Here is a 17910-nt window from a genome sequence, read left to right on the forward strand (position 1 = left end):
ATCACCGCTCCAACGTCGTGGCCCAGCGTCGATTCAAGCCGGCGGCAACCGCCCTGCTGACCGTTGCCGGGCTGGTGGGGGGCCTCGCCCTGGCGCCTTCCCGCGCCCAGGCGCTGGAGCGGGTGCAGATGCGGCTGCCGCTGCTGGAAACCGACTTCACGGTGGAGCTCAGCGAGCTCAGCAGCCCTGCCAGCCTGTTGGCCGGCAACAGCGACCTGGCCGAGCTGGACCGGGCCACCGATGGAGCGGTGGGCCGCAAGTTCGTTGACCTCTTCAATGCCCCGCTGCCGCTGCAGGTGACGGCCGTGGTCGATACCTCCGCGACCTCGCCCCTGCTGAACCAGGCCCTGCTGCTGGTGTCAGCGCTCGGCGGCATCGACGGGCTGCCGGAGCCGTTCACCGGCGAAGACCTCTCCAGGGTGCTCGACCAGGCGGCGGCCAAGGGTCCGCTCACCATGCTCACCGTGCTGCGGGCCCTGCCCGGGAAAACGGCCACGCTCGATCTGAGCCGCGCTCTGTTCGCCGTGCAGCGGCTGGCGCGGCAGCAGCAGCCGGCCGATATCCTGCTGGCCGCGCAGCCGGCGGCGGCGGAAGATCCGGCCCTGCGCTCAGCGGGTCCACTGGCCACGCAACGCGCTGAGCTGACGATCCCCGTGGCCTACCGGCCCCAGCCGTTGTCCGTGGTGGTGGTCCGCCCGACCACAGGCGCCAACAACCGCCTGGTGGTGATCTCCCACGGTCTGTGGGACAGCCCGGAAAGCTTTGAGGGCTGGGGGCGCCATCTCGCCAGCCATGGCTACACCGTGCTCCTGCCCCGCCACCCCGGCAGCGACCGGCAGCAGCAGAGCGCCATGCTCTCCGGCAAGGTGCCGCCTCCGGGCCCGGAGGAGCTGCGGATGCGGCCCCTGGATGTGAGCGCCGTGATCGATGCCGTCGCCGCCGGTGGCCTGGGCCTGCCGCCCGGCATCCGCACCGACTCCGTGGTGGCCATGGGCCAGTCGTGGGGCGCCACAACCGTGCTGCAGCTGGCCGGTGCCAGGCCCAGCGACACCCGCCTGACCGAGTTCTGCAACGACCCCTTCGATCCCTCCAGAAATCTCAGCTGGATCCTGCAGTGCAGCTTCCTCACCTCCGCCAACACCGCCGCGCTGGCGGATCCCCGCATCAAGGCGGTGGTCGCGGTCAGTCCGCCCATGTCGCTGCTGTTCGCCTCCGGTGCGGCCCAGTCCATCTCCAGCCGCGTGCTGCTGGTGAGCGGCAGCCGTGACTGGGTCGTGCCCGCCGGGCCTGAGGCGATCACGCCCATGTCCCTGGAGGCGCGCAATGCCGGCGGTGGGCACAGCCTCGTGCTGGCCAAAGGCGGCGATCACTTCAATCTCGGTTCCACCTACGAGGTGGGTGGTGGGGTGCTGCGCGGCTTGCTCCTGGCCTGGACCAACGCTGCCTATGCGGCCGGGCCTGCGGTCGCCCCGCGCTCGGGTGCCCCGCAACTGCTGCCAGCCAATGGTTGGGGCGACACCACCATTCCCCTGGTGGACGTGACCGGCGCCCTGCGTGAGCGCACCCCCTGAGGCTGAACTGGAGCGGGCCGGCAGCCGGTCTGCTCAGAAAGCCGGCGGTTCTTCGCTGTCGCTGCTGGCCGGATGGTCGGTGTTGGCGTCCGGCATCCAGTAACTCAGGTCGTCCTGCCAGAAGAGCCGCCCCGGCAGGCGGTTGGTGCTGAGCTTGGTGGAGCCCATGGTGGAGAGCAGGGCGCCCAGCTCCATCGGCGTGAGATCGGTTTTTACGTTCTCGCCGGCCAGCTTGATCAGCGCCGGATACTGGGCCACCGTGCCGGGCTGGGCCAGCTTGCGGAACACTTCCCGCAGCACCATCTGCTGACGCTCCATGCGGCCGAGATCGCCCAGTTCATCGTTGCGGTAGCGCAGGAAGCCTTCAAGGGCTTCACCCTTGAGCAGCTGCACGCCCGGGTAGAGGTCGATGTAAAGGTCCTGGCGGCTGTCGGTGTAATACATGCGCTTGGGCACATCCACCTCCACACCGCCCAGGGCATCGGCCAGCTTCTGCACGGCATCGAGGTTGACCAGCACGTAGCGGTCCACCGGAGTGCCCAGCAAGCTGGTGAGCTGTGCCTTCACTTCCTCCACACCACCCATGGCATAGAGGGCATTGGCCTTCAGCACGCCGTGCTGGTCGGATTCGATGAAGGTGTCCCGCGGCACCTGGGTCAGCCGGGTGATGCCGTCCTGCACCTCCACGGTGAACATCACATCGGTATTGGCGGCCACGTGATCGGTGCCCAGCACCACGATGCGGTGCTGGTCGAGGCCGAGGGGCGCCACCAGGCTGCTGACCGAGGGGGCCGCTCTCATCAGCCCGGCCATCAAGGAGCCCAGCAGCTGGGGAAGGGGCCCGGTGACGAGCAGGCTCAGGCCCACTCCACAGGCCAGACCCAGCAGCGCAGAGGGGCGATGCAGACGGCGACGGGGGCTCTTGCCACCATTGCCCCGGCGCTGTGCACCTTCCGCCGGCGCGCCATCCTGAAGGCCAGCGGCAGGGTCAGCCGTCGACCCAAGGTCTTGCACCCGGGCCGTGACGGAGAGAGGGCTACGACGCGACTGGGCCTTGGGCATTGAGGTTTCCGATGGCCGCACCATAAAACCCATTCCCCTGGCTGGCCAGGTCAGGGACCTGCCACCACCTCCACCCGGGCGGCGGCGCGATCGGCCCGCTCCCGTGCTTCAGCCAGATCGGTGCCGCGCGCCAGGGCCACACCCATGCGCCGGTGGGGCCGTGCTTCCGGCTTGCCGAACAGCAGCACGGTGGTGTCGGGTTCGGCCAGGGCTGCCGCCACGCCGGTGTAGGCCACGCTGCTGAGCTGCTCGCCGGCCAGGATCACCCGGCTGGCGGCGGGACCAGTGGATTGGATGGCGGGGATCGGCAGCCCCAGCACGGCGCGCAGGTGCAGCTCGAACTCGCTGAGGTTCTGGCCGGCCAGCGTCACCAGGCCCGTGTCGTGCGGCCGGGGCGAGAGTTCCGAGAACACCACCGCACCGGGGTCTGTGGAGCCGGCAGCACCGGTGAGGAAGAACTCCACGCCGAACAGTCCAGCTCCGCCCAGGTGATCGGTGACCTTCAAGGCCATGGCCTGGGCTGCCTCCAGCTGAGCCGGTGCGAGGCAGGCGGGCTGCCAGCTGCATTGGTAGTCGCCCCGTTCCTGCACGTGGCCGATCGGCGGGCAGAACAGCGTGGGGCCGTTCCACTGCCGCACTGTGAGCAGGGTGATCTCCTGCTCGAACTGCAGGAACTCCTCCACGATCACCCGCGCGCCGGCCCCGCGCGCGCCCGCCAGCGCCGCATCCCAGGCCGCCGCGATGCCTTCGGGGCCTCGTACCACGCTCTGCCCCTTGCCCGAGGAGCTCATCACCGGCTTCACCACCACGGGCCAACCGAGCGGCGCGGCGGCGGCGGCCAGTTCCTCGGCGCTGCTGGCATAGGCGAAGCGGGCGGTGCGCAGGCCCAGGGTGCCGGCGGCCAGATCCCGGATGCGATCACGGTTCATGGTCACGGCTGTGGCCTGTGCCGTGGGAATCACGGTGACGCCTTCCGCCTCCAGTTCAGCCAGGGCATCCACGGCCAGGGCCTCGATCTCCGGGATCACCAGATCCGGCCGGTGGCGCCGCACCACGGCCAGCAGCGCCGCCGCATCGGTCATCGGGATCACCTCCGCCGCATCGGCCACCTGCATGGCGGGCGCACCGGCATAGCGGTCGACGGCGATCACGCGGCAACCGAGGCGCTGGGCGGCGATGGCCACTTCTTTGCCCAGCTCGCCGCTGCCCAGCAGCATCAGGGTGCGAGGGAAGGTGGGCGCCGTCATCACGGGGGGGCAGGTGCCCTTGATCCTGCTCCCCCGCTTGGCCCTGCTAGAAGAGCAGCGTGTCGGCCCCGCCTGCCTTGATCGCTTCGCCCGCCGTTCTGGCCTTCGCGTCCACCGGTGACGGCGTCGATGGGCTGCCGTTCGGATGGACCATCGACGGCCTGCAGAATGGTGTGCTGATCTATCTCGGCCTCTCTTCGCTGGCGTTCGTGATCGTGTGGCTGGTGGGCTTCCTGCGTCGCTCCTGAGCGCCGCGACCTCCCCGCCGCGACCCACCGCTTCAGCCAGCAGGCCCCCAACAGAACGCCCCGATCAAAACGCCGCCATCAGCCCGGCCCGGTCAGGAATCGGCGATCAGGTCGAGCTGGCGCACCGGCGGCTCCTCGCTCACGAAGCCATAGGCCTCGAACACCTGTGCATCCGCGTGGGTGATGTGCTGGCCGTCGCTGTGGCGCTCCAGTTGGAAGCCCTCCTGCGCCATGCGCCGCATCAGTCCGGCGGCCTCCTCAAAGCGGGCTGCCATCGCCTCGAGGCTGGCGCAATCGGCCGTCAGGCCCGTTTCCTTCCAGGTGAAGTAAGCCAAGGCGACGCTCGCAGTGCGGGAAATGGACGCGGGGGTGGGAGCCACCCTCTCGATTCTGCTCAGCTCCGCCCTGCGCCGCAGCGCTCGAGGCTCAGGGCAGCAGCAGGAGGCCGAGCAGCACCAAGGCCACGCTCGCGAGCCAGAACCCCACCACGACCCGCTGTTCCGGGTTGCCCGCCAGCTCGAAATGGTGGTGCAGCGGCGCCATGCGGAACAGCCGCCGGCCCTGCCCATCGGGCCCCTTGGTGGCTTTGAACACCCACACCTGCAGGATCACCGACAGGGACTCGGCCACGAACACCCCGCCCATCACCAGCAGGGGCCAGAGGCTGTCGGTGAGCAGGGCCACCGCCGTGAGCGCCGCCCCCATCGCCAGCGAGCCGGTGTCGCCCATGAACACCCGGGCGGGGTGGCGGTTGTGGCCCAGGAAGCCCAGCCAGGCGCCCGCCATCGCCGCGCAGAAGCCGGCCATGGCGGGGTCGCCGCTGTGGCCACGCAGCATCAGCTCCAGGGCGAGGCCGGTGAACACCACGGCGCCGCAGCCTGCCGCCAGGCCGTCGAGGCCATCGGTGAGGTTGGTGGCGTTGCTTTCGGCCAGGAACACGAACAGACCCAGCGGCAGCAGCAGCAGGCCCAGCGGCAGCACCCAGCCGAACGGCAGGCCCACATCGCCGCCGAACCAGCCACGCCAGCTGCCCCAGGCCAGGAACAGCAGCGCCGCCAGCGCCTGCAGCACCAGCTTCCCCTTCGGGGTCAGGCCGGTGTTGGTGCGGCGGGTGAGGCTGCGCCAGTCGTCGAAGCCGCCGATCGCCAGGAAGGCGAGGGTGATGGCGGCCACCGCCAGCAGGCGCTCATCGGTCGGAGCAATCAGCCCGCCCACGATCACCCCCACCGGCACCACCAGCAGACCGCCCATCGTGGGGGTGCCGGCCTTGCTGAGGTGGCCCTGGGGCCCGTCTTCCCGGATCACCTGGCCCACTTTCAGGGCCCGCAGCCGCGGCACCCCCCACACACACAGCGTCCAGCTCACCAGCGCCGCCAGCAGCAGCGGCAGCGTGAGCTGGGACACCCGGAACCAGAGATCGCAGCCCAAGGCCGCCGCCACGAGCAGCAGGGTGAGGGCGCTGGCGGGAGAACGCAGCCGGCCGGGAGCGGTGAGCGGGGAGGTGGAGGCCAAGGATCAGGGGCGATGGCGGCCGTTCAGGCCCGTTCCTCGTAACCGGACGGATGGGAGGGGAAGGGTCAGTCTTCCCAGCTTTCGTCGCTCGCTTCGTCGGCGGGGCTGTAATCCTCTTTCTCGCCCATCAGGGCGGAAAGCTCCTCCTCTTCCACCGTGCTCACGTCAGGAGCGGCGGTTTCCTCATCCACCACCAGCCGGCCGCTGGTTTCCAGCCAGCTCAGCAGGTCCGGTTCGTCCCGCAGGGGGAGCACCGGTGCCGGCTCTTCCCGCCCGTAGCGGGTGAGGGAGGGATTGACGCTGTCGAGGGTGCTCATGAATGCAGATCAGCGGGGATGTTCAGGCTGGGAAAGCCAACGCTGCGCCCGGTTCGCCGATCCACCACCATAGATCAGGCCTCTGCCCCGTTTTCTTGTCGGCATCCAAGGCGGTCGGGATTCTGCGGGTATGGGCCGTTGCCCTGCTGCTCAGTGGCCTGCTGGTGGCCGCCGGCCGCCGCTGGCCGGTGGCGCTGACGCCCACGCCGGCGATCGTCTGGGCTCTGCTGCTGTTGCCCCCGCTGCTGATGGGGTTCTGGATCGCCCGCCGCTGGGGGAGAATCCAGCAACCGGATCCGAGCGAGGCACTGAGCGAATGACACAGGAGGAACGGACGTCCCGGGCGAAACGGGTGGTGCTCGCCTACTCCGGCGGGGTGGATACGAGCGTCTGCATTCCTTATCTGCTGAACGAATTCGGCGTGGAGGAGGTGATCACCTTCGCGGCCGATCTCGGCCAGGGTGATGAGCTTGAGCCGATCCGCCGCAAGGCGCTCGACTCCGGCGCCAGCCAGTCGATCGTGGGTGATCTGATCGAGCCGTTCATCACCGACTTCGCCTTTCCCGCCATCCGCGCCAACGCCCTCTACGAAGGCCGCTATCCCCTCTCCACCGCCCTGGCCCGCCCGCTGATCGCCCGTCGCCTGGTGGAGGTGGCCCGTGAGGTGGGCGCCGATGCCGTGGCCCATGGCTGCACTGGCAAGGGCAACGACCAGGTGCGTTTCGACGTGGCGATCGGGGCCCTGGCGCCCGAGCTCAAGGTGCTCGCTCCGGCGCGCGAGTGGGGCATGAGCCGCGAAGAAACGATCGCCTATGGGGAGCGTTGCGGCATCCCGGTGTCGGTGAGCAAGGCCTCACCTTTTTCGATCGACTTGAACCTGCTGGGCCGCAGCATCGAGGCCGGCCCGCTGGAGGATCCCTGGGTTGAGCCCCCCGAAGAGATTTACGCCATGACCTGCTCGGTGAGCGCAGCGCCGGAGCAGCCCGAGGTGGTGGAGATCAGCTTCGAGCAGGGCAATCCGGTGGCGATCAACGGCGAACGGCTTGATCCGGTGGCGCTGGTGCGCCGCGCCAACGCCCTTGCCGGCAGCCATGGCTTCGGCCGTCTCGACATGATCGAGAACCGGGTGGTGGGGATCAAGTCGCGGGAGATCTATGAAACCCCCGGCCTGCTGCTGCTGATCAAGGCCCACCAGGAACTCGAAAGCCTCACCCTGGCCGCCGATGTGCTGCGCTACAAGCGCCAGATCGAAACCAGCTGGTCTGATCTTGTGTACCAGGGCCTCTGGTTCGGCCCGCTCAAGGAGGCGCTCGACGGCTTCCTCGACCGCACCCAGCTGACCGTCAGCGGCACGGTGCGGATCCGGCTCCACAAGGGGAATGCCACCGTGATCGGCCGCTCCTCCAGCGAAAGCCTCTACATGCCCGACATGGCCACCTACGGTGCCGACGATCGCTTCGATCACCGGGCGGCTGAGGGGTTCATCTACATGTGGGGCCTGCCCACGCGCCTGTGGGCCGCCGCGAGGCGGCGTTAGTTCAGGGGCTGGGAGTCGCGATGGCCGGAGACGTGGTGGGGGTTGCTTCGGCGTCAGGCCCGGAGCCACGGCCGCTGGCTCCAGGCTGGATGGTGACCCAGGCGACGTCACTGATGCGCCCCAGCAGGCGGGCTGGGCCATCAGCGCGTCGAATCGTGAGCAGGTCGGGACGGCCGGCGAACACCTGCAGCCCCTCACTGAGTGCAAATCGCTTCTCCCCTTTCAGCAAGCCCGCGAATAGGTAGGTGCCGGCGCCGTTGCGCACCTCCACCCAGTTGTCCTCGTTGCTGCGCAGGGCCACTTCGTTGGGCCCGACAGCGTCGGGAGTGGGGGTGGCGGCACTGGTGCCATTGCCGCTCTTGGCCTGCCCTTGCGCTTCCGCCACTGACGCAGTGGTGTTCACCGAGGGAGCGGAAGCGGGGGATTGCCGCAGTTGATGCCATCCGAGGGTGCCTCCGAGCGAGAGCAGGCCCACCGCTCCGGCGATCAGCAGCAGTTGGTGCCGGGTTTGCGGCAGACGGGGTGCGGCGCTCAGGGAGCTCTTCAACCAGTGCAGCGGCTGCAGCGGCGTGCGCGGCTGGGTGGGCCGCTCCCTGGACGGTGGTGTGGGTGGTGGTGGCGGACCCGGTGCGGCGGCAGGCGCGGGAGCGGGCATCAAGATGCGTTGCTGGGGGTTGAGGCCAGGCAGCGCGTGCTGGAGCGTTTGCCGCAACGACTGGTTCTCCTCCGTCAGCAACCTCTGGCGCTCCAGGATCGGCTCGCAGCGTTCCTTGAACTTGCGCTCGAAGATCTCAGGCAACTCGGAAACCAGAGATTCCAGTTCCGCTTGGTGACGGCGCGCCTGCTCCAGCTCCTGCTGGGTACGGCTCAGACGCAGGTGGGCCGACTGGAGCTGCATCTGGCTGGACTGCAACTCAAGCCGCGTGGCTTGAAGATCAACCTCAAGGGTTGCCGGATCACTGCCGTTGGCCTGAGGGGCAGTCGGGTCGTCAGACCCGAACCGGTCGGAGGGGACGTGTTCGGGCAACGTCCAGAACGGGGGACAAGATGGGACTCAGGCTATCCGGGACCGCCGCGACTGCAGCAGTCGTTGCGACCCCGGTGTTGTGTCCCCGGATCTGGAGCAGCCGGTGAAGGCCCAGGGTCAGGAGGCGACAGCGATGGCAGCCTCGGCTTCGGCGGGCGCCGCTGCGCCACCGGCGCGGGGGGCTGGCATCGGGCCGTCCTGCTTGACGGTGAGGTAACGGATCACGTCTTCGCTGAGACGCATCGCCCGCTCCAGCAGGGCCACCTGCTGGCCATCGCCGTTGTGGTTGAGCTGCACGTAGATGCCTTCGCGATGCTTGGCGATCGTGTAGGCCAGACGCCGCTTGCCGCGCATCTGGGTGTCGAGCACTTCGGCACCGGCTTCGGTGACGATGTCACGGTATTTGTTGACATGCGTCTCCACCTCTTCCTCCGGGATGTCCGGACGAAGGATGTACATCGTTTCGTAGTAAGGCTTCTGCGACATGGCGGGAGTGAAAGCTCCGTGACGGGCTCGGATGAGGCCGGCAGCCTGTTGGCGACCAGCGACGGACTCACCACCCTACCCGCCGGGCTGTCCGGGGCTTCAGCGGCGCCTCAGTAGAGCTGGATGCGCACCGCCTCGGACACGGTGGGGATCTCGGGTTCCTTGCCGCGGACGCACTGGATCACGGAGAACAGCACCAGCAGCAGCGTGCCGAGGAAGACCGTGTTGCTGAGGGTGCGCACGGCGAAGCTGCCCGCCAGGGGGCTCAGCAGGATCAGGAAGGTGAGCGAGACCAGGATCAGCACGATGTCGATCAGGATCGCCTGCAGCACGTTGAAGCGGATGAAGTAGGGAACCCGCGGGTTGCGCACCACCGCTAGAAACAGCACCAGGAAGATCACGAACCCGCCGAAGGGAACGAGTTGCTGGAGGGTGGCCAGCGGCAGCGCCGGAACGGCCAGCCACTGCAGCAGTGGAAAGAGGCCGAACAGGTCCCTGCCGAAGGGAAGGGCGTCGCTCCAGGGCAGCAGGTAGGCCAGAACGGCCAGAAAACGTTGCCAGATGGGGATGTCCATCAGCCGGGGCCGGGTCCGCCCACGGTAGGTGCCGCCAGCCACGCTGTGGCCGCTTCGCGCATGGCGTCGACGGGCACCGGCAGCGCCTGGCCGGCCGCCTGGAGCCAGAGCTGCAGGGCGGCAGCCCCCTGCTGCACGAGCATCTCCAGGCCGTCCTGGGTGTGGCAGCCCCGGGCGGCGGCGTCCTGCAGCAGCGGGGTGGGGCGAGGCGTGTAGATGAGGTCGTAGACGAGTGTGCCGGGGCGCAGTGCCTCCAGCTCGGCTGCCGTCAGGGGGGAACGGGTGGCGGCCATGGCTGCCGAAGCACTGGCGGGCGCGCCCATGCCCACCGGCGTGCTGTTCACCACCAGATCCGCCTCGTTGAGGCGTTGCGCCAGGCTGGGGCCAGCAGCGGCGGCGTTGCCGTCCCCACGGCCAGCGGGTGCGCTCCAGAGCCAGCTGTCCAGGGCCGGCGCCCAGTCACCGCAGCTCGCCTGGAAGGCCGCCAGGCGGCCGTGGTCGCGGGCGGCCACGGTGATGCGCCCCAGACCCAGCTCGGTGAGACCGGCCACCACGGCGCGGGCACTGCCGCCGCAACCCAGCAATACGGCGCGCCGCCCGCTCCAGCCGCCGGCCCCGCCGCCCGCCGCCGCCTGTCGCAGGGGTGCCAGAAAGCCGTCCACATCGGTGTTCGTGCCCAGCCAGCCGCCCGCCTCGCGGCGCACCAGGGTGTTGACGGCCCCGACCCGGCGGGCCAGGGGGCTGAGTTCCGCCGCCAGGGCGGCCACGGCCTGCTTGTGGGGCAGGGTGACGTTGAGGCCGCGGCAGTCGACGGCTTCCAGGCCGCGTACCACCGTGGCCAGGTCGGCGGCAGCCACCGGCAGGGCCAGATAGATCCAGTCGAGGCCGAGTGCCCGCAGGGCGGCGTTGTGCATCACCGGCGAGAGCGAATGGCGCACCGGATCGCCGAGCACGCCCAGCAGGGCGGTCTGGCCGGTGATGGTGTGGGTCATGGGGGGGGGCTTGCGGCGGTGCCACCAGCGGCAGCGGAGGCCTCCGGGGCCTCTGCGGCATCATCGGTGGCCCAGCGGCGGCGCCATGGGAAGCACCATCAGCTGCGCCCTCCCCACGGGCCCGGCTGCACCACAGAAGAGCCAGTGGTACGGCTGCAGTTCGGAAACCACCCCTCGCCTCGCCAGGCCCCTGTTGCTGAGGATGCAGCGGTAAGAACACGATCCGATCAGAGGAGGTGGGACACCATGGGCAAGGTTGTTGGGATTGATCTGGGCACGACGAACAGCTGCGTGGCGGTCATGGAGGGCGGCAAGCCCACGGTGATTGCCAACGCCGAAGGCTTCCGCACCACGCCTTCGGTGGTGGCGTACACGAAGAACCAGGACCAGCTGGTGGGGCAGATCGCCAAGCGCCAGGCGGTGATGAACCCTGAAAACACCTTCTATTCGGTCAAGCGCTTCATCGGCCGCCGGGTCGAGGAAGTGAACGAAGAATCGAAGGAAGTGAGCTATGGCGTCGAAAAGGTGGGCGCCAATGTGAAGGTCAAGTGCCCGGTGCTGAACAAGCAGTTCGCCCCGGAGGAAGTGTCGGCCCAGGTGCTGCGCAAGCTGGCGGAAGACGCCGGCAAGTACCTCGGTGAAACCGTCACCCAGGCGGTGATCACGGTGCCCGCCTACTTCAACGACTCCCAGCGCCAGGCCACCAAGGACGCCGGCAAGATCGCCGGCCTCGAAGTGCTGCGCATCATCAACGAGCCCACCGCGGCGGCCCTGGCCTATGGCCTGGATCGCAAGAGCAACGAGCGCATCCTGGTGTTCGACCTCGGCGGCGGCACCTTCGACGTGTCCGTGCTCGAAGTGGGCGATGGCGTGTTCGAGGTGCTCTCCACCAGTGGCGACACCCACCTGGGTGGCGACGACTTCGACAAGGTGATCGTCGACTTCCTGGCGGATTCCTTCAAGGCCAACGAAGGCATCGACCTGCGCCAGGACAAGCAGGCCCTGCAGCGCCTCACCGAAGCGGCCGAGAAGGCCAAGATCGAGCTCTCCAGCGCCACCCAGAGCGAGATCAATCTGCCGTTCATCACAGCCACGCCGGAAGGCCCCAAGCACCTGGATGTCACCCTCACCCGGGCGAAGTTCGAGGAGCTGGCCAGCAAGCTGATCGATCGCTGCCGGGTGCCGGTGGAGCAGGCCCTCAAGGACGCCAAACTCGCCAGCAGCGAGCTGGATGAGGTGGTGATGGTGGGGGGGTCCACCCGCATCCCCGCGGTGCTGGAACTGGTCAAGCGGGTCACCGGCAAGGACCCCAACCAGACGGTGAACCCCGACGAAGTGGTGGCCGTGGGCGCCGCCATTCAGGGCGGTGTGCTGGCCGGTGAGGTGAAGGACATCCTTCTGCTCGACGTCACCCCGCTGTCGCTGGGTGTGGAAACCCTGGGCGGCGTGATGACCAAGATGATCACCCGCAACACCACCATCCCCACCAAGAAGTCGGAGGTGTATTCCACCGCGGTGGATGGCCAGACCAACGTGGAGATCCACGTGCTGCAGGGTGAGCGCGAGCTCGCGTCTGACAACAAGAGCCTGGGAACCTTCCGTCTCGACGGCATTCCTCCGGCCCCCCGCGGCGTGCCCCAGATCGAAGTCACCTTCGACATCGACGCCAACGGCATCCTCAGCGTGACCGCCAAGGACAAGGGCAGCGGCAAGGAGCAGAGCATCTCCATCACCGGCGCCTCCACCCTCAGCGACAACGAGGTGGAGAAGATGGTGAAGGACGCCGAGCTGAATGCCACGGCCGACAAGGAGAAGCGCGAGCGCATCGACCTGAAGAACCAGGCCGAAACCCTCGTGTATCAGGCCGAGAAGCAGCTCGGCGAACTGGGCGACAAGGTGGCCGCCGACGCCAAGGACAAGGTGGAAGCCAAGCGGGTGCAGCTCAAGGAAGCGGTCGAGAAGGAAGACTTCACCGCCATGAAGAGCCTGCTCGAAGAGCTGCAACAGGAGCTCTATGCCCTGGGCGCCTCTGTGTATCAGCAGGCCGGTGCCGCTGAAGCGGCGGCGGCCAACGGAGCGGCCGGCAATGGTGCCTCTGCCTCCGGTGCTGCCGCCGACGACGTGATCGACGCCGAGTTCACTGAGAGCAAGTGAGCGGTGGGCGGGCCTTCGGGCCTGCCACCGGCCCTCACGTCTCAGCAGAAAAGCCCTCCGCAGGGAGGGCTTTTTTTGCTCTTCAGGGGCAGGAATCCGGGTATGGCAGGTAGCCGGGCTGGGAAGCCGTTGGCGCAGGCCGGGGCCTGAAGCCGGCTGTGGACGGTGTGCCGGGGATTACTTGCCGATGCTGTCGACAGCGGCTTTGGCCTTGGTGATCACCTCAGCCGGCAGGCTCACGTAGCCCAGCGTGGGGGCCTTGCTCTGGAACTCTTCCGACAAGGTGGTGTTGAAGACCTTCTTGAGCATCTCGGCCTTCTCGTCGTTGCCGGTTTTGTAGAGCAGGATCCAGGTGAAGGTGACGATCGGGTAGCCGGCCGAGGGGTTGGGATCGCTGCCGATCAGGTCGGGCCCGAGATCGATGGCGGCCAGCGCCTTGCTGGCGTTTTCGCTGTCGGGCTTGGCGAAGTCGCTGCTCTTGTTCTGAACGGCGGCCGCCTGCAGATCGCCCTTCACAAAGGAGGTTTCCACGTAGCCGATGCTGCCGCGGTTCTGGCCCAGGTTGGCGGCCACGCCCTCGTTGCCCTTGGCGCCGACGCCCACCGGCCAGGCCACCGCTTTGCCGGCTCCGGGGCCGCTCTTCCAGGCCTCGCTGAAGGCCGCCAGGCTGTTGGTGAAGTTGTAGGTGGTGCCGGAGCCGTCCGAGCGATACACCACGTTGATCTGCTGATCAGCGCAGCCCAGCTCCTTGAAGTTCTTGATCTTGCCGAGGAACACTTCCGCCACCTGGGACTGGGTGAGCTTGAGCTCGCAGCCGGGCAGGTTGTAGGCCACGGCGATGGCGCCGGCCGTCATCGGCACCTGCACGGTGCCGCGGCTCACCTTGGCGAGGTCCTCAGCGTCCATCGGCGCATCGCTGGCGCCGAAATCCACGGTGCCGGCGATGAACTGGCGCACTCCGGCGCCGGAGCCCACCGACTGGTAGTTCACCTTCAAGCCGGTGGAGGCCAGCTGCTGGAACCAGCTCTGATAGATGGAGGAGGGAAAGGAGGCGCCGGCGCCGTTGAGGGTGCCGGTGAGCTGGCCGCCCCCGCCGCCCCCGCTACCGCCACCGCAGGCCGTGAGCGCCATCGCCGCGCCCAGGCCGAGCGGCAGCGCCAGACGGGCGAACGGACGGCGGTGCAATCGGGTGGGGGAGGCCATGGGACGACGGGCGAGCGGAATGCTTCCCCCGGAAGCTATCCAAGGGCACGGCTGCCAACGTTAACGACAGGTAAGGCTCCTGTTCCCGGTAGCGATCACGTCAGCAGCCCAGGCGGCACTGGCTGGCGCCAGCAGCACGCCATTGCGGTAGTGACCGGACAGCAGCAGCAGCCCCGGCTCCAGCTGCTCGAGCAACGGTGCCGGCCGCCCGGCCGGCCGCGCCCGCAGACCCTGCCAGTGGCGCTGCACGCGCGCTTGCGCCAGCCACTCCGGTGCTGCGCCTTCCAGCTGGCGCAGGGCGCTCCAGCGGGCTGGATCGGCGCTCAGGCCGGGCTCCAGGGTGGCGCCCAGCCATAGCCGCCGCTGCGGGCGTGGCACCAGGTTGATGCCCCGCCACACCACGCTCGCCGGCCAGGCAGCGGCGAGCTCAGGGCCGATCTCCAGCTCGGCGGCCTGGCCCAGCACCGGCTCCAGCGGCCGCTCATGGCCGAGCGGCGCCAGCAGCGCCGGGCTGGCCAGGCCGGCGGCGACCAACACCCAGGGGGCCTCCAGCCCGCCGCCACCCCGCAGCGACACCTGCCAGCGGTCGTTGCGGCGCTCCAGGGCCTCCACCCGATCCGCCCGCAGCTCCAGGCCGCGCGTCTGTCCGTCGTGACGGAAGGCGGCCATGGCGGCAAGGGGATCGAGCTGCCCGTCGCGGGGGGAGAACAGCCCCGCCAGGGCACCGTGCGGCAGGGCGGGGCGAAGGGCTTCCAGCGCCGGCTGCCGCCACAGCTCCATCGCCAGGCCCAGGGCCTGGCGGCTCAGGGCAAGGGCTTCGAGGCGCGCCAGCTCCTGAGCGTCGGCGGCCAGCAATAGCAGGCCCGGCCGGTGGGGCACCGGCTGACCGGCCAGGTCCAGCTCGGCGCGCCACTGCTCCCACAGCCGCAACGATTGCTGCCGCAGCCGCCAGGCCCGGCCGCTGCTGCGGTGGAACACCTCCCCCATCAGCACTCCGAGCGCGGCGCTGCTGCCGCTGCCTTCGGGCTGGGGGCCGTGGGGGGCTGGATCCACCAACACCACCGCATGGCCGAGGCGTTGGAGCCACCAGGCAGCAGCCAGGCCGATGATGCCGGCGCCGATCACCACCACCCGGGACGCGGGCGTGGAGGGTGGCGGGAGATGGGGCGGAGGAGCCGTCAGAGGGGCTGTTGGCTCAGCCGAGCGGATCGGCGGGGATCACGTCGCTGTAGGCGCCGAAACCGCTGGCCACCCTGATGTAGCCCTTGCGCAGCCGCTCGCCGTCCTGGAGTTTGGCGGCTTCATCGAGTTCGGCCAGGGCGGCCTTCAGCTGGTTGGCGAGCTTGGTGGCGGCTGGACGATCGGCGGGAAGAAGCCGCTGGTTGATGTAGAGCATCTCGCGACCCACTTCCTGCATCGGACCGTGGATCAGGTTGCGGGTGAACACCCAGTTGCGTTCGTTGATCAGCTCCGCCAGTTCCGGCAGCCGGTCTTTGGCGGCCTGGAAGCCTGCGGCCTGGCGCTGGATCACGGCCATGTCCGCCGGGCTGATTGAGGGAGGCTTGCGGGCCTGATTCCCATCGCAGGCGGCCAGCCCCAGGCAGAGCACCACGGAAAGGCTGAGCACGGCGAAGCGCTTCAGGGCGGAACGAAGCGCGAAAACCAGCTGAGCGACCATGACGACGGGAACAGGCGAGCGGACTTTACGTCCGTTCATGCAGCGCTGTGGCTCTGATCAACACCACCCGCCCAGGTTGTGGGACCGGCCCTCCAGGGCGGGCGGCACAATGACCCTGGCAATCCTGGCGGTGATGACCCTTCCAACGGCGATCCTTCAGGTGATCTGCCCCGACCGTCCTGGGCTGGTGAGCACCCTTTCGGGCTGGGTGGCTGCCAATGGCGGCAACATCCGCCATGCCGATCACCACACCGATGCCGGTGCCGGCCTGTTCCTCAGCCGTCTGGAGTGGGAGGTGGAGGGCTTCGGCCTGCCGCGGGAGGCGATCGGCCCGGCCGCGCTTGCTCTTGCCGAGCGGCTGGGGGGGGAAGGCACGCTGCGCTTCTCCGACGGCCACCCGCGCGTGGCGATCTTCGTGGGGCGGCAGGACCATTGCCTGGTGGATCTGCTCTGGCGCACGCGGGCCGGAGAGCTGCCGATGCAGGTGCCGCTGGTGGTGTCCAACCATCCGGATCTTGAGCTGCTTGCCGCCGATTTCGGTGCCCGCTTCGTGCATCTGCCGATCAGCGCCGGCAGCCGCGAGCAGGTGGAGCAAGCCCAGCGGCAACTGCTGAGCGAGCTGGACATCGACCTGGTGGTGCTGGCCAAGTACATGCAGGTGCTGAGCCCAGCCTTCCTGCTGGGGGCGCCGCCGGTGATCAACATCCACCATTCGTTTCTGCCCGCTTTTCAGGGGGCCCAGCCCTACCACCGCGCCTGGGAGCGGGGGGTCAAGTTGATCGGAGCCACCGCCCACTACGTGACCGAGGAGCTCGATGGCGGCCCGATCATCGAGCAGGCCACGATCACCGTCAGTCACCGCGACGACGTGGACGATCTGATCCGTAAAGGCCGCGACACTGAACGGCTGGCGCTGGCCCGGGCGTTACGCCTGCACCTGCGTGGCCAGGTGATGGTCTACCGCGGCCGCACAGCGGTGTTCTCCTGATCATGCGGGAGCCGATCCGCCGCCTCGACAGCTGCCGTCCCGAGACGGCGCCACCCCTGGGTTGGCGTTGCTTCCAGCTTGGGGTCTTCGTGCTGCCCAGTAGCGCCCTGATCGCTGGCCTGCTGCTGCTGGTCGCGCTTGTGGCCGCCAGCCGCCGCGGACGGTTCCTCCAGGACAAGGTCAACCGGGTGCTGCTGGTGGTGGCTGCCTTGATGGTGATCGGTTGCTTCCGCGCCACCAGCGGCTGGCTTGCCTGGGTGGGGATGGGAAATTGGCTGCCCTTCTTCTGGGCGTTCTGGGGCTTTCAGCCGTATGTGGCCAGCGCCGCTGCCCGCCGCCGCGTGGGGCTCTGGCTGCTGGCCGGCACGGTGCCGGTGATCGTTACGGGCCTGGGCCAGCTGTGGTGGGGCTGGTCCGGGCCGTTCCAGATCCTGGGTGGAGCGATCATCTGGCACATCGGCGAGGGGGGCACGCCTGACGGGCGTTTTTCCGGCCTGTTCGACTACGCCAACATCGCCGGTGCCTGGCTGGCGCTGGCCTGGCCCTTCGCGCTGGCGGCACTGCTGCAGGCAGGCCAGAGCTGGCAGCGGCGCGCTGCGGCGCTCGGTCTGGCGGCCCTTTTCGCTACGTCCCTCTATCTCACCGATTCACGCAATGCCTGGGGGGCCCTGGTGCTGGCGGCCCCAATCGTGGCCGGGCCGATCAGCTGGCCATGGCTGCTGCCGCTTTTGCTGCTGCTGCTGCTGCCCGTCATCCTGGCCAGCCTGCCTGGCGTGCCGGCGTTGCTGCAGGCCCCCGCCCGCGCGTTGGTGCCTGAGGCGATCTGGGCCCGCCTGAATGACGTCAAGTTCGCCGGTGAGCGAAATCTGGCGAGCACCCGGCTCAGCCAGTGGGGCGTGGCTCTGATGCTGATCGCCGAGCGGCCTTGGCTGGGCTGGGGCGCGGCGGCCTTCAGCGTGATCTACCCGCTGCGTACGGGCCAGTGGCATGGCCACCCCCACAACGTGGTGATTGACCTGGCGGTCAGCCACGGCCTGCCGGCTGCCGTGGGCGTGGTGGCGATCGTGCTGTGGCTTCTGATCCGTGCGGCGCGGCTTGGGATTGCCAGGGAGCCGGTGTTCGAGCGGGCCTGGTGGGCGGCAACCCTGGTGCTGGTGGTCCTTCACGCCACCGACATTCCGATGTACGACAGCCGCATCAATATCGCCGGGTGGATACTCCTGGCGGGGTTGCGGACAGTCGAACGGCATCATCCCGACCCTCAGACGTTGACCAAGGACTGATCACCTCAGCGCCATGCCCGATCCGGGCCC

Annotated in this window: 19 protein-coding genes; 7 read left to right on the plus strand and 12 right to left on the minus strand. The window is 68.8% G+C overall.

All coding sequences use genetic code 11. The features are described 5' to 3' along the window. The first annotated feature begins 17 nt into the window (after positions 1-17). A complete protein-coding gene (locus ACWJI3_RS04975; protein WP_480203058.1) occupies positions 18-1571 on the plus strand; it encodes an alpha/beta hydrolase family protein in 1554 nt (517 codons plus the stop codon). Positions 1572-1604: 33 nt separating this feature from the next. Here the strand turns inward: ACWJI3_RS04975 and ACWJI3_RS04980 are convergent, their stop codons facing one another. Next, positions 1605-2633, minus strand: coding sequence for an LCP family protein (locus ACWJI3_RS04980; RefSeq protein WP_480203059.1), 1029 nt, complete (start codon positions 2631-2633; stop codon positions 1605-1607). Positions 2634-2683: 50 nt separating this feature from the next. Next, positions 2684-3880 (minus strand): formate-dependent phosphoribosylglycinamide formyltransferase, encoded by a 1197-nt coding sequence (purT, locus tag ACWJI3_RS04985; RefSeq protein WP_480203060.1) that lies wholly within the window; start codon positions 3878-3880, stop codon positions 2684-2686. A gap of 59 nt (positions 3881-3939) precedes the next feature. Here purT and ACWJI3_RS04990 point away from each other — a divergent pair, with 59 nt between their 5' ends. After that, positions 3940-4128 carry a cytochrome B6 gene (locus tag ACWJI3_RS04990; protein ID WP_480203061.1) on the plus strand — a complete coding sequence of 63 codons (189 nt, stop codon included), beginning with the start codon at positions 3940-3942 and terminating at the stop codon, positions 4126-4128. 92 nt (positions 4129-4220) lie between these two features. On the opposite strand, the gene ACWJI3_RS04995 is transcribed toward ACWJI3_RS04990, so the two are convergent. The 3 genes from ACWJI3_RS04995 to ACWJI3_RS05005 all read right to left on the minus strand — a co-directional run bounded on the left by ACWJI3_RS04995 (position 4221) and on the right by ACWJI3_RS05005 (position 5957). Next, on the minus strand, positions 4221-4463 hold the full coding sequence (locus ACWJI3_RS04995; protein WP_094511206.1) for a hypothetical protein: 243 nt from the start codon (positions 4461-4463) through the stop codon (positions 4221-4223). Positions 4464-4554: 91 nt separating this feature from the next. Continuing rightward, positions 4555-5640 carry a phospho-N-acetylmuramoyl-pentapeptide-transferase gene (gene mraY / locus ACWJI3_RS05000; RefSeq protein ID WP_480203062.1) on the minus strand — a complete coding sequence of 362 codons (1086 nt, stop codon included), beginning with the start codon at positions 5638-5640 and terminating at the stop codon, positions 4555-4557. 65 nt (positions 5641-5705) lie between these two features. Next, a complete protein-coding gene (locus ACWJI3_RS05005; RefSeq protein ID WP_094511208.1) occupies positions 5706-5957 on the minus strand; it encodes a DUF3134 domain-containing protein in 252 nt (83 codons plus the stop codon). Between the two features lie 95 nt (positions 5958-6052). Between ACWJI3_RS05005 and ACWJI3_RS05010 the strand changes: the two genes are divergently transcribed. Together ACWJI3_RS05010 and ACWJI3_RS05015 are read left to right on the plus strand one after the other, a co-directional pair. After that, positions 6053-6277 carry a hypothetical protein gene (locus ACWJI3_RS05010; RefSeq protein WP_144036949.1) on the plus strand — a complete coding sequence of 75 codons (225 nt, stop codon included), beginning with the start codon at positions 6053-6055 and terminating at the stop codon, positions 6275-6277. Continuing rightward, positions 6274-7494: an argininosuccinate synthase gene (locus tag ACWJI3_RS05015; RefSeq protein WP_480203063.1), complete on the plus strand. Its 1221-nt coding sequence runs from the start codon at positions 6274-6276 to the stop codon at positions 7492-7494. The genes ACWJI3_RS05010 and ACWJI3_RS05015 overlap by 4 nt, the downstream gene beginning before the upstream one ends. Before the next feature lies 1 nt (position 7495). On the opposite strand, the gene ACWJI3_RS05020 is transcribed toward ACWJI3_RS05015, so the two are convergent. The 4 genes from ACWJI3_RS05020 to ACWJI3_RS05035 all read right to left on the minus strand — a co-directional run bounded on the left by ACWJI3_RS05020 (position 7496) and on the right by ACWJI3_RS05035 (position 10574). Beyond that, positions 7496-8392 carry a RodZ domain-containing protein gene (locus ACWJI3_RS05020; protein WP_480203064.1) on the minus strand — a complete coding sequence of 299 codons (897 nt, stop codon included), beginning with the start codon at positions 8390-8392 and terminating at the stop codon, positions 7496-7498. Positions 8393-8638: 246 nt separating this feature from the next. Next, positions 8639-9007, minus strand: coding sequence for a 30S ribosomal protein S6 (gene rpsF, locus ACWJI3_RS05025; protein WP_094511212.1), 369 nt, complete (start codon positions 9005-9007; stop codon positions 8639-8641). A gap of 110 nt (positions 9008-9117) precedes the next feature. Beyond that, complete coding sequence (locus ACWJI3_RS05030) at positions 9118-9582, minus strand: Tic20 family protein (RefSeq protein ID WP_480203065.1); 465 nt, start codon at positions 9580-9582, stop codon at positions 9118-9120. After that, positions 9582-10574, minus strand: a complete 993-nt coding sequence (locus tag ACWJI3_RS05035) for a shikimate dehydrogenase (protein WP_480203066.1) — start codon at positions 10572-10574, stop codon at positions 9582-9584. Before ACWJI3_RS05035 ends, ACWJI3_RS05030 begins: the two co-directional genes overlap by 1 nt. Positions 10575-10820: 246 nt before the next feature. On the opposite strand from ACWJI3_RS05035, the gene dnaK reads away from it, so the two are divergent. Beyond that, positions 10821-12728 (plus strand): molecular chaperone DnaK, encoded by a 1908-nt coding sequence (gene dnaK, locus ACWJI3_RS05040; RefSeq protein ID WP_094511214.1) that lies wholly within the window; start codon positions 10821-10823, stop codon positions 12726-12728. A gap of 177 nt (positions 12729-12905) precedes the next feature. Here dnaK and pstS read toward each other — a convergent pair whose 3' ends face one another. From pstS to psbQ, 3 genes are all read right to left on the minus strand, one after another. Then, positions 12906-13931: a phosphate ABC transporter substrate-binding protein PstS gene (pstS, locus tag ACWJI3_RS05045; RefSeq protein WP_480203067.1), complete on the minus strand. Its 1026-nt coding sequence runs from the start codon at positions 13929-13931 to the stop codon at positions 12906-12908. Between the two features lie 60 nt (positions 13932-13991). Further along, positions 13992-15059 carry an NAD(P)/FAD-dependent oxidoreductase gene (locus tag ACWJI3_RS05050; RefSeq protein ID WP_480203068.1) on the minus strand — a complete coding sequence of 356 codons (1068 nt, stop codon included), beginning with the start codon at positions 15057-15059 and terminating at the stop codon, positions 13992-13994. Positions 15060-15126: 67 nt separating this feature from the next. After that, a complete protein-coding gene (psbQ, locus tag ACWJI3_RS05055) occupies positions 15127-15609 on the minus strand; it encodes a photosystem II protein PsbQ (protein WP_480203069.1) in 483 nt (160 codons plus the stop codon). A gap of 133 nt (positions 15610-15742) precedes the next feature. Between psbQ and purU the strand changes: the two genes are divergently transcribed. Further along, complete coding sequence (gene purU / locus ACWJI3_RS05060) at positions 15743-16597, plus strand: formyltetrahydrofolate deformylase (protein ID WP_094511547.1); 855 nt, start codon at positions 15743-15745, stop codon at positions 16595-16597. Positions 16598-16599: 2 nt separating this feature from the next. After that, complete coding sequence (locus tag ACWJI3_RS05065) at positions 16600-17880, plus strand: O-antigen ligase family protein (protein WP_480203070.1); 1281 nt, start codon at positions 16600-16602, stop codon at positions 17878-17880. Positions 17881-17910 lie beyond the last annotated feature (30 nt).

Source organism: Marcopretia estuarina LEGE 06307, assembly GCF_056633115.1.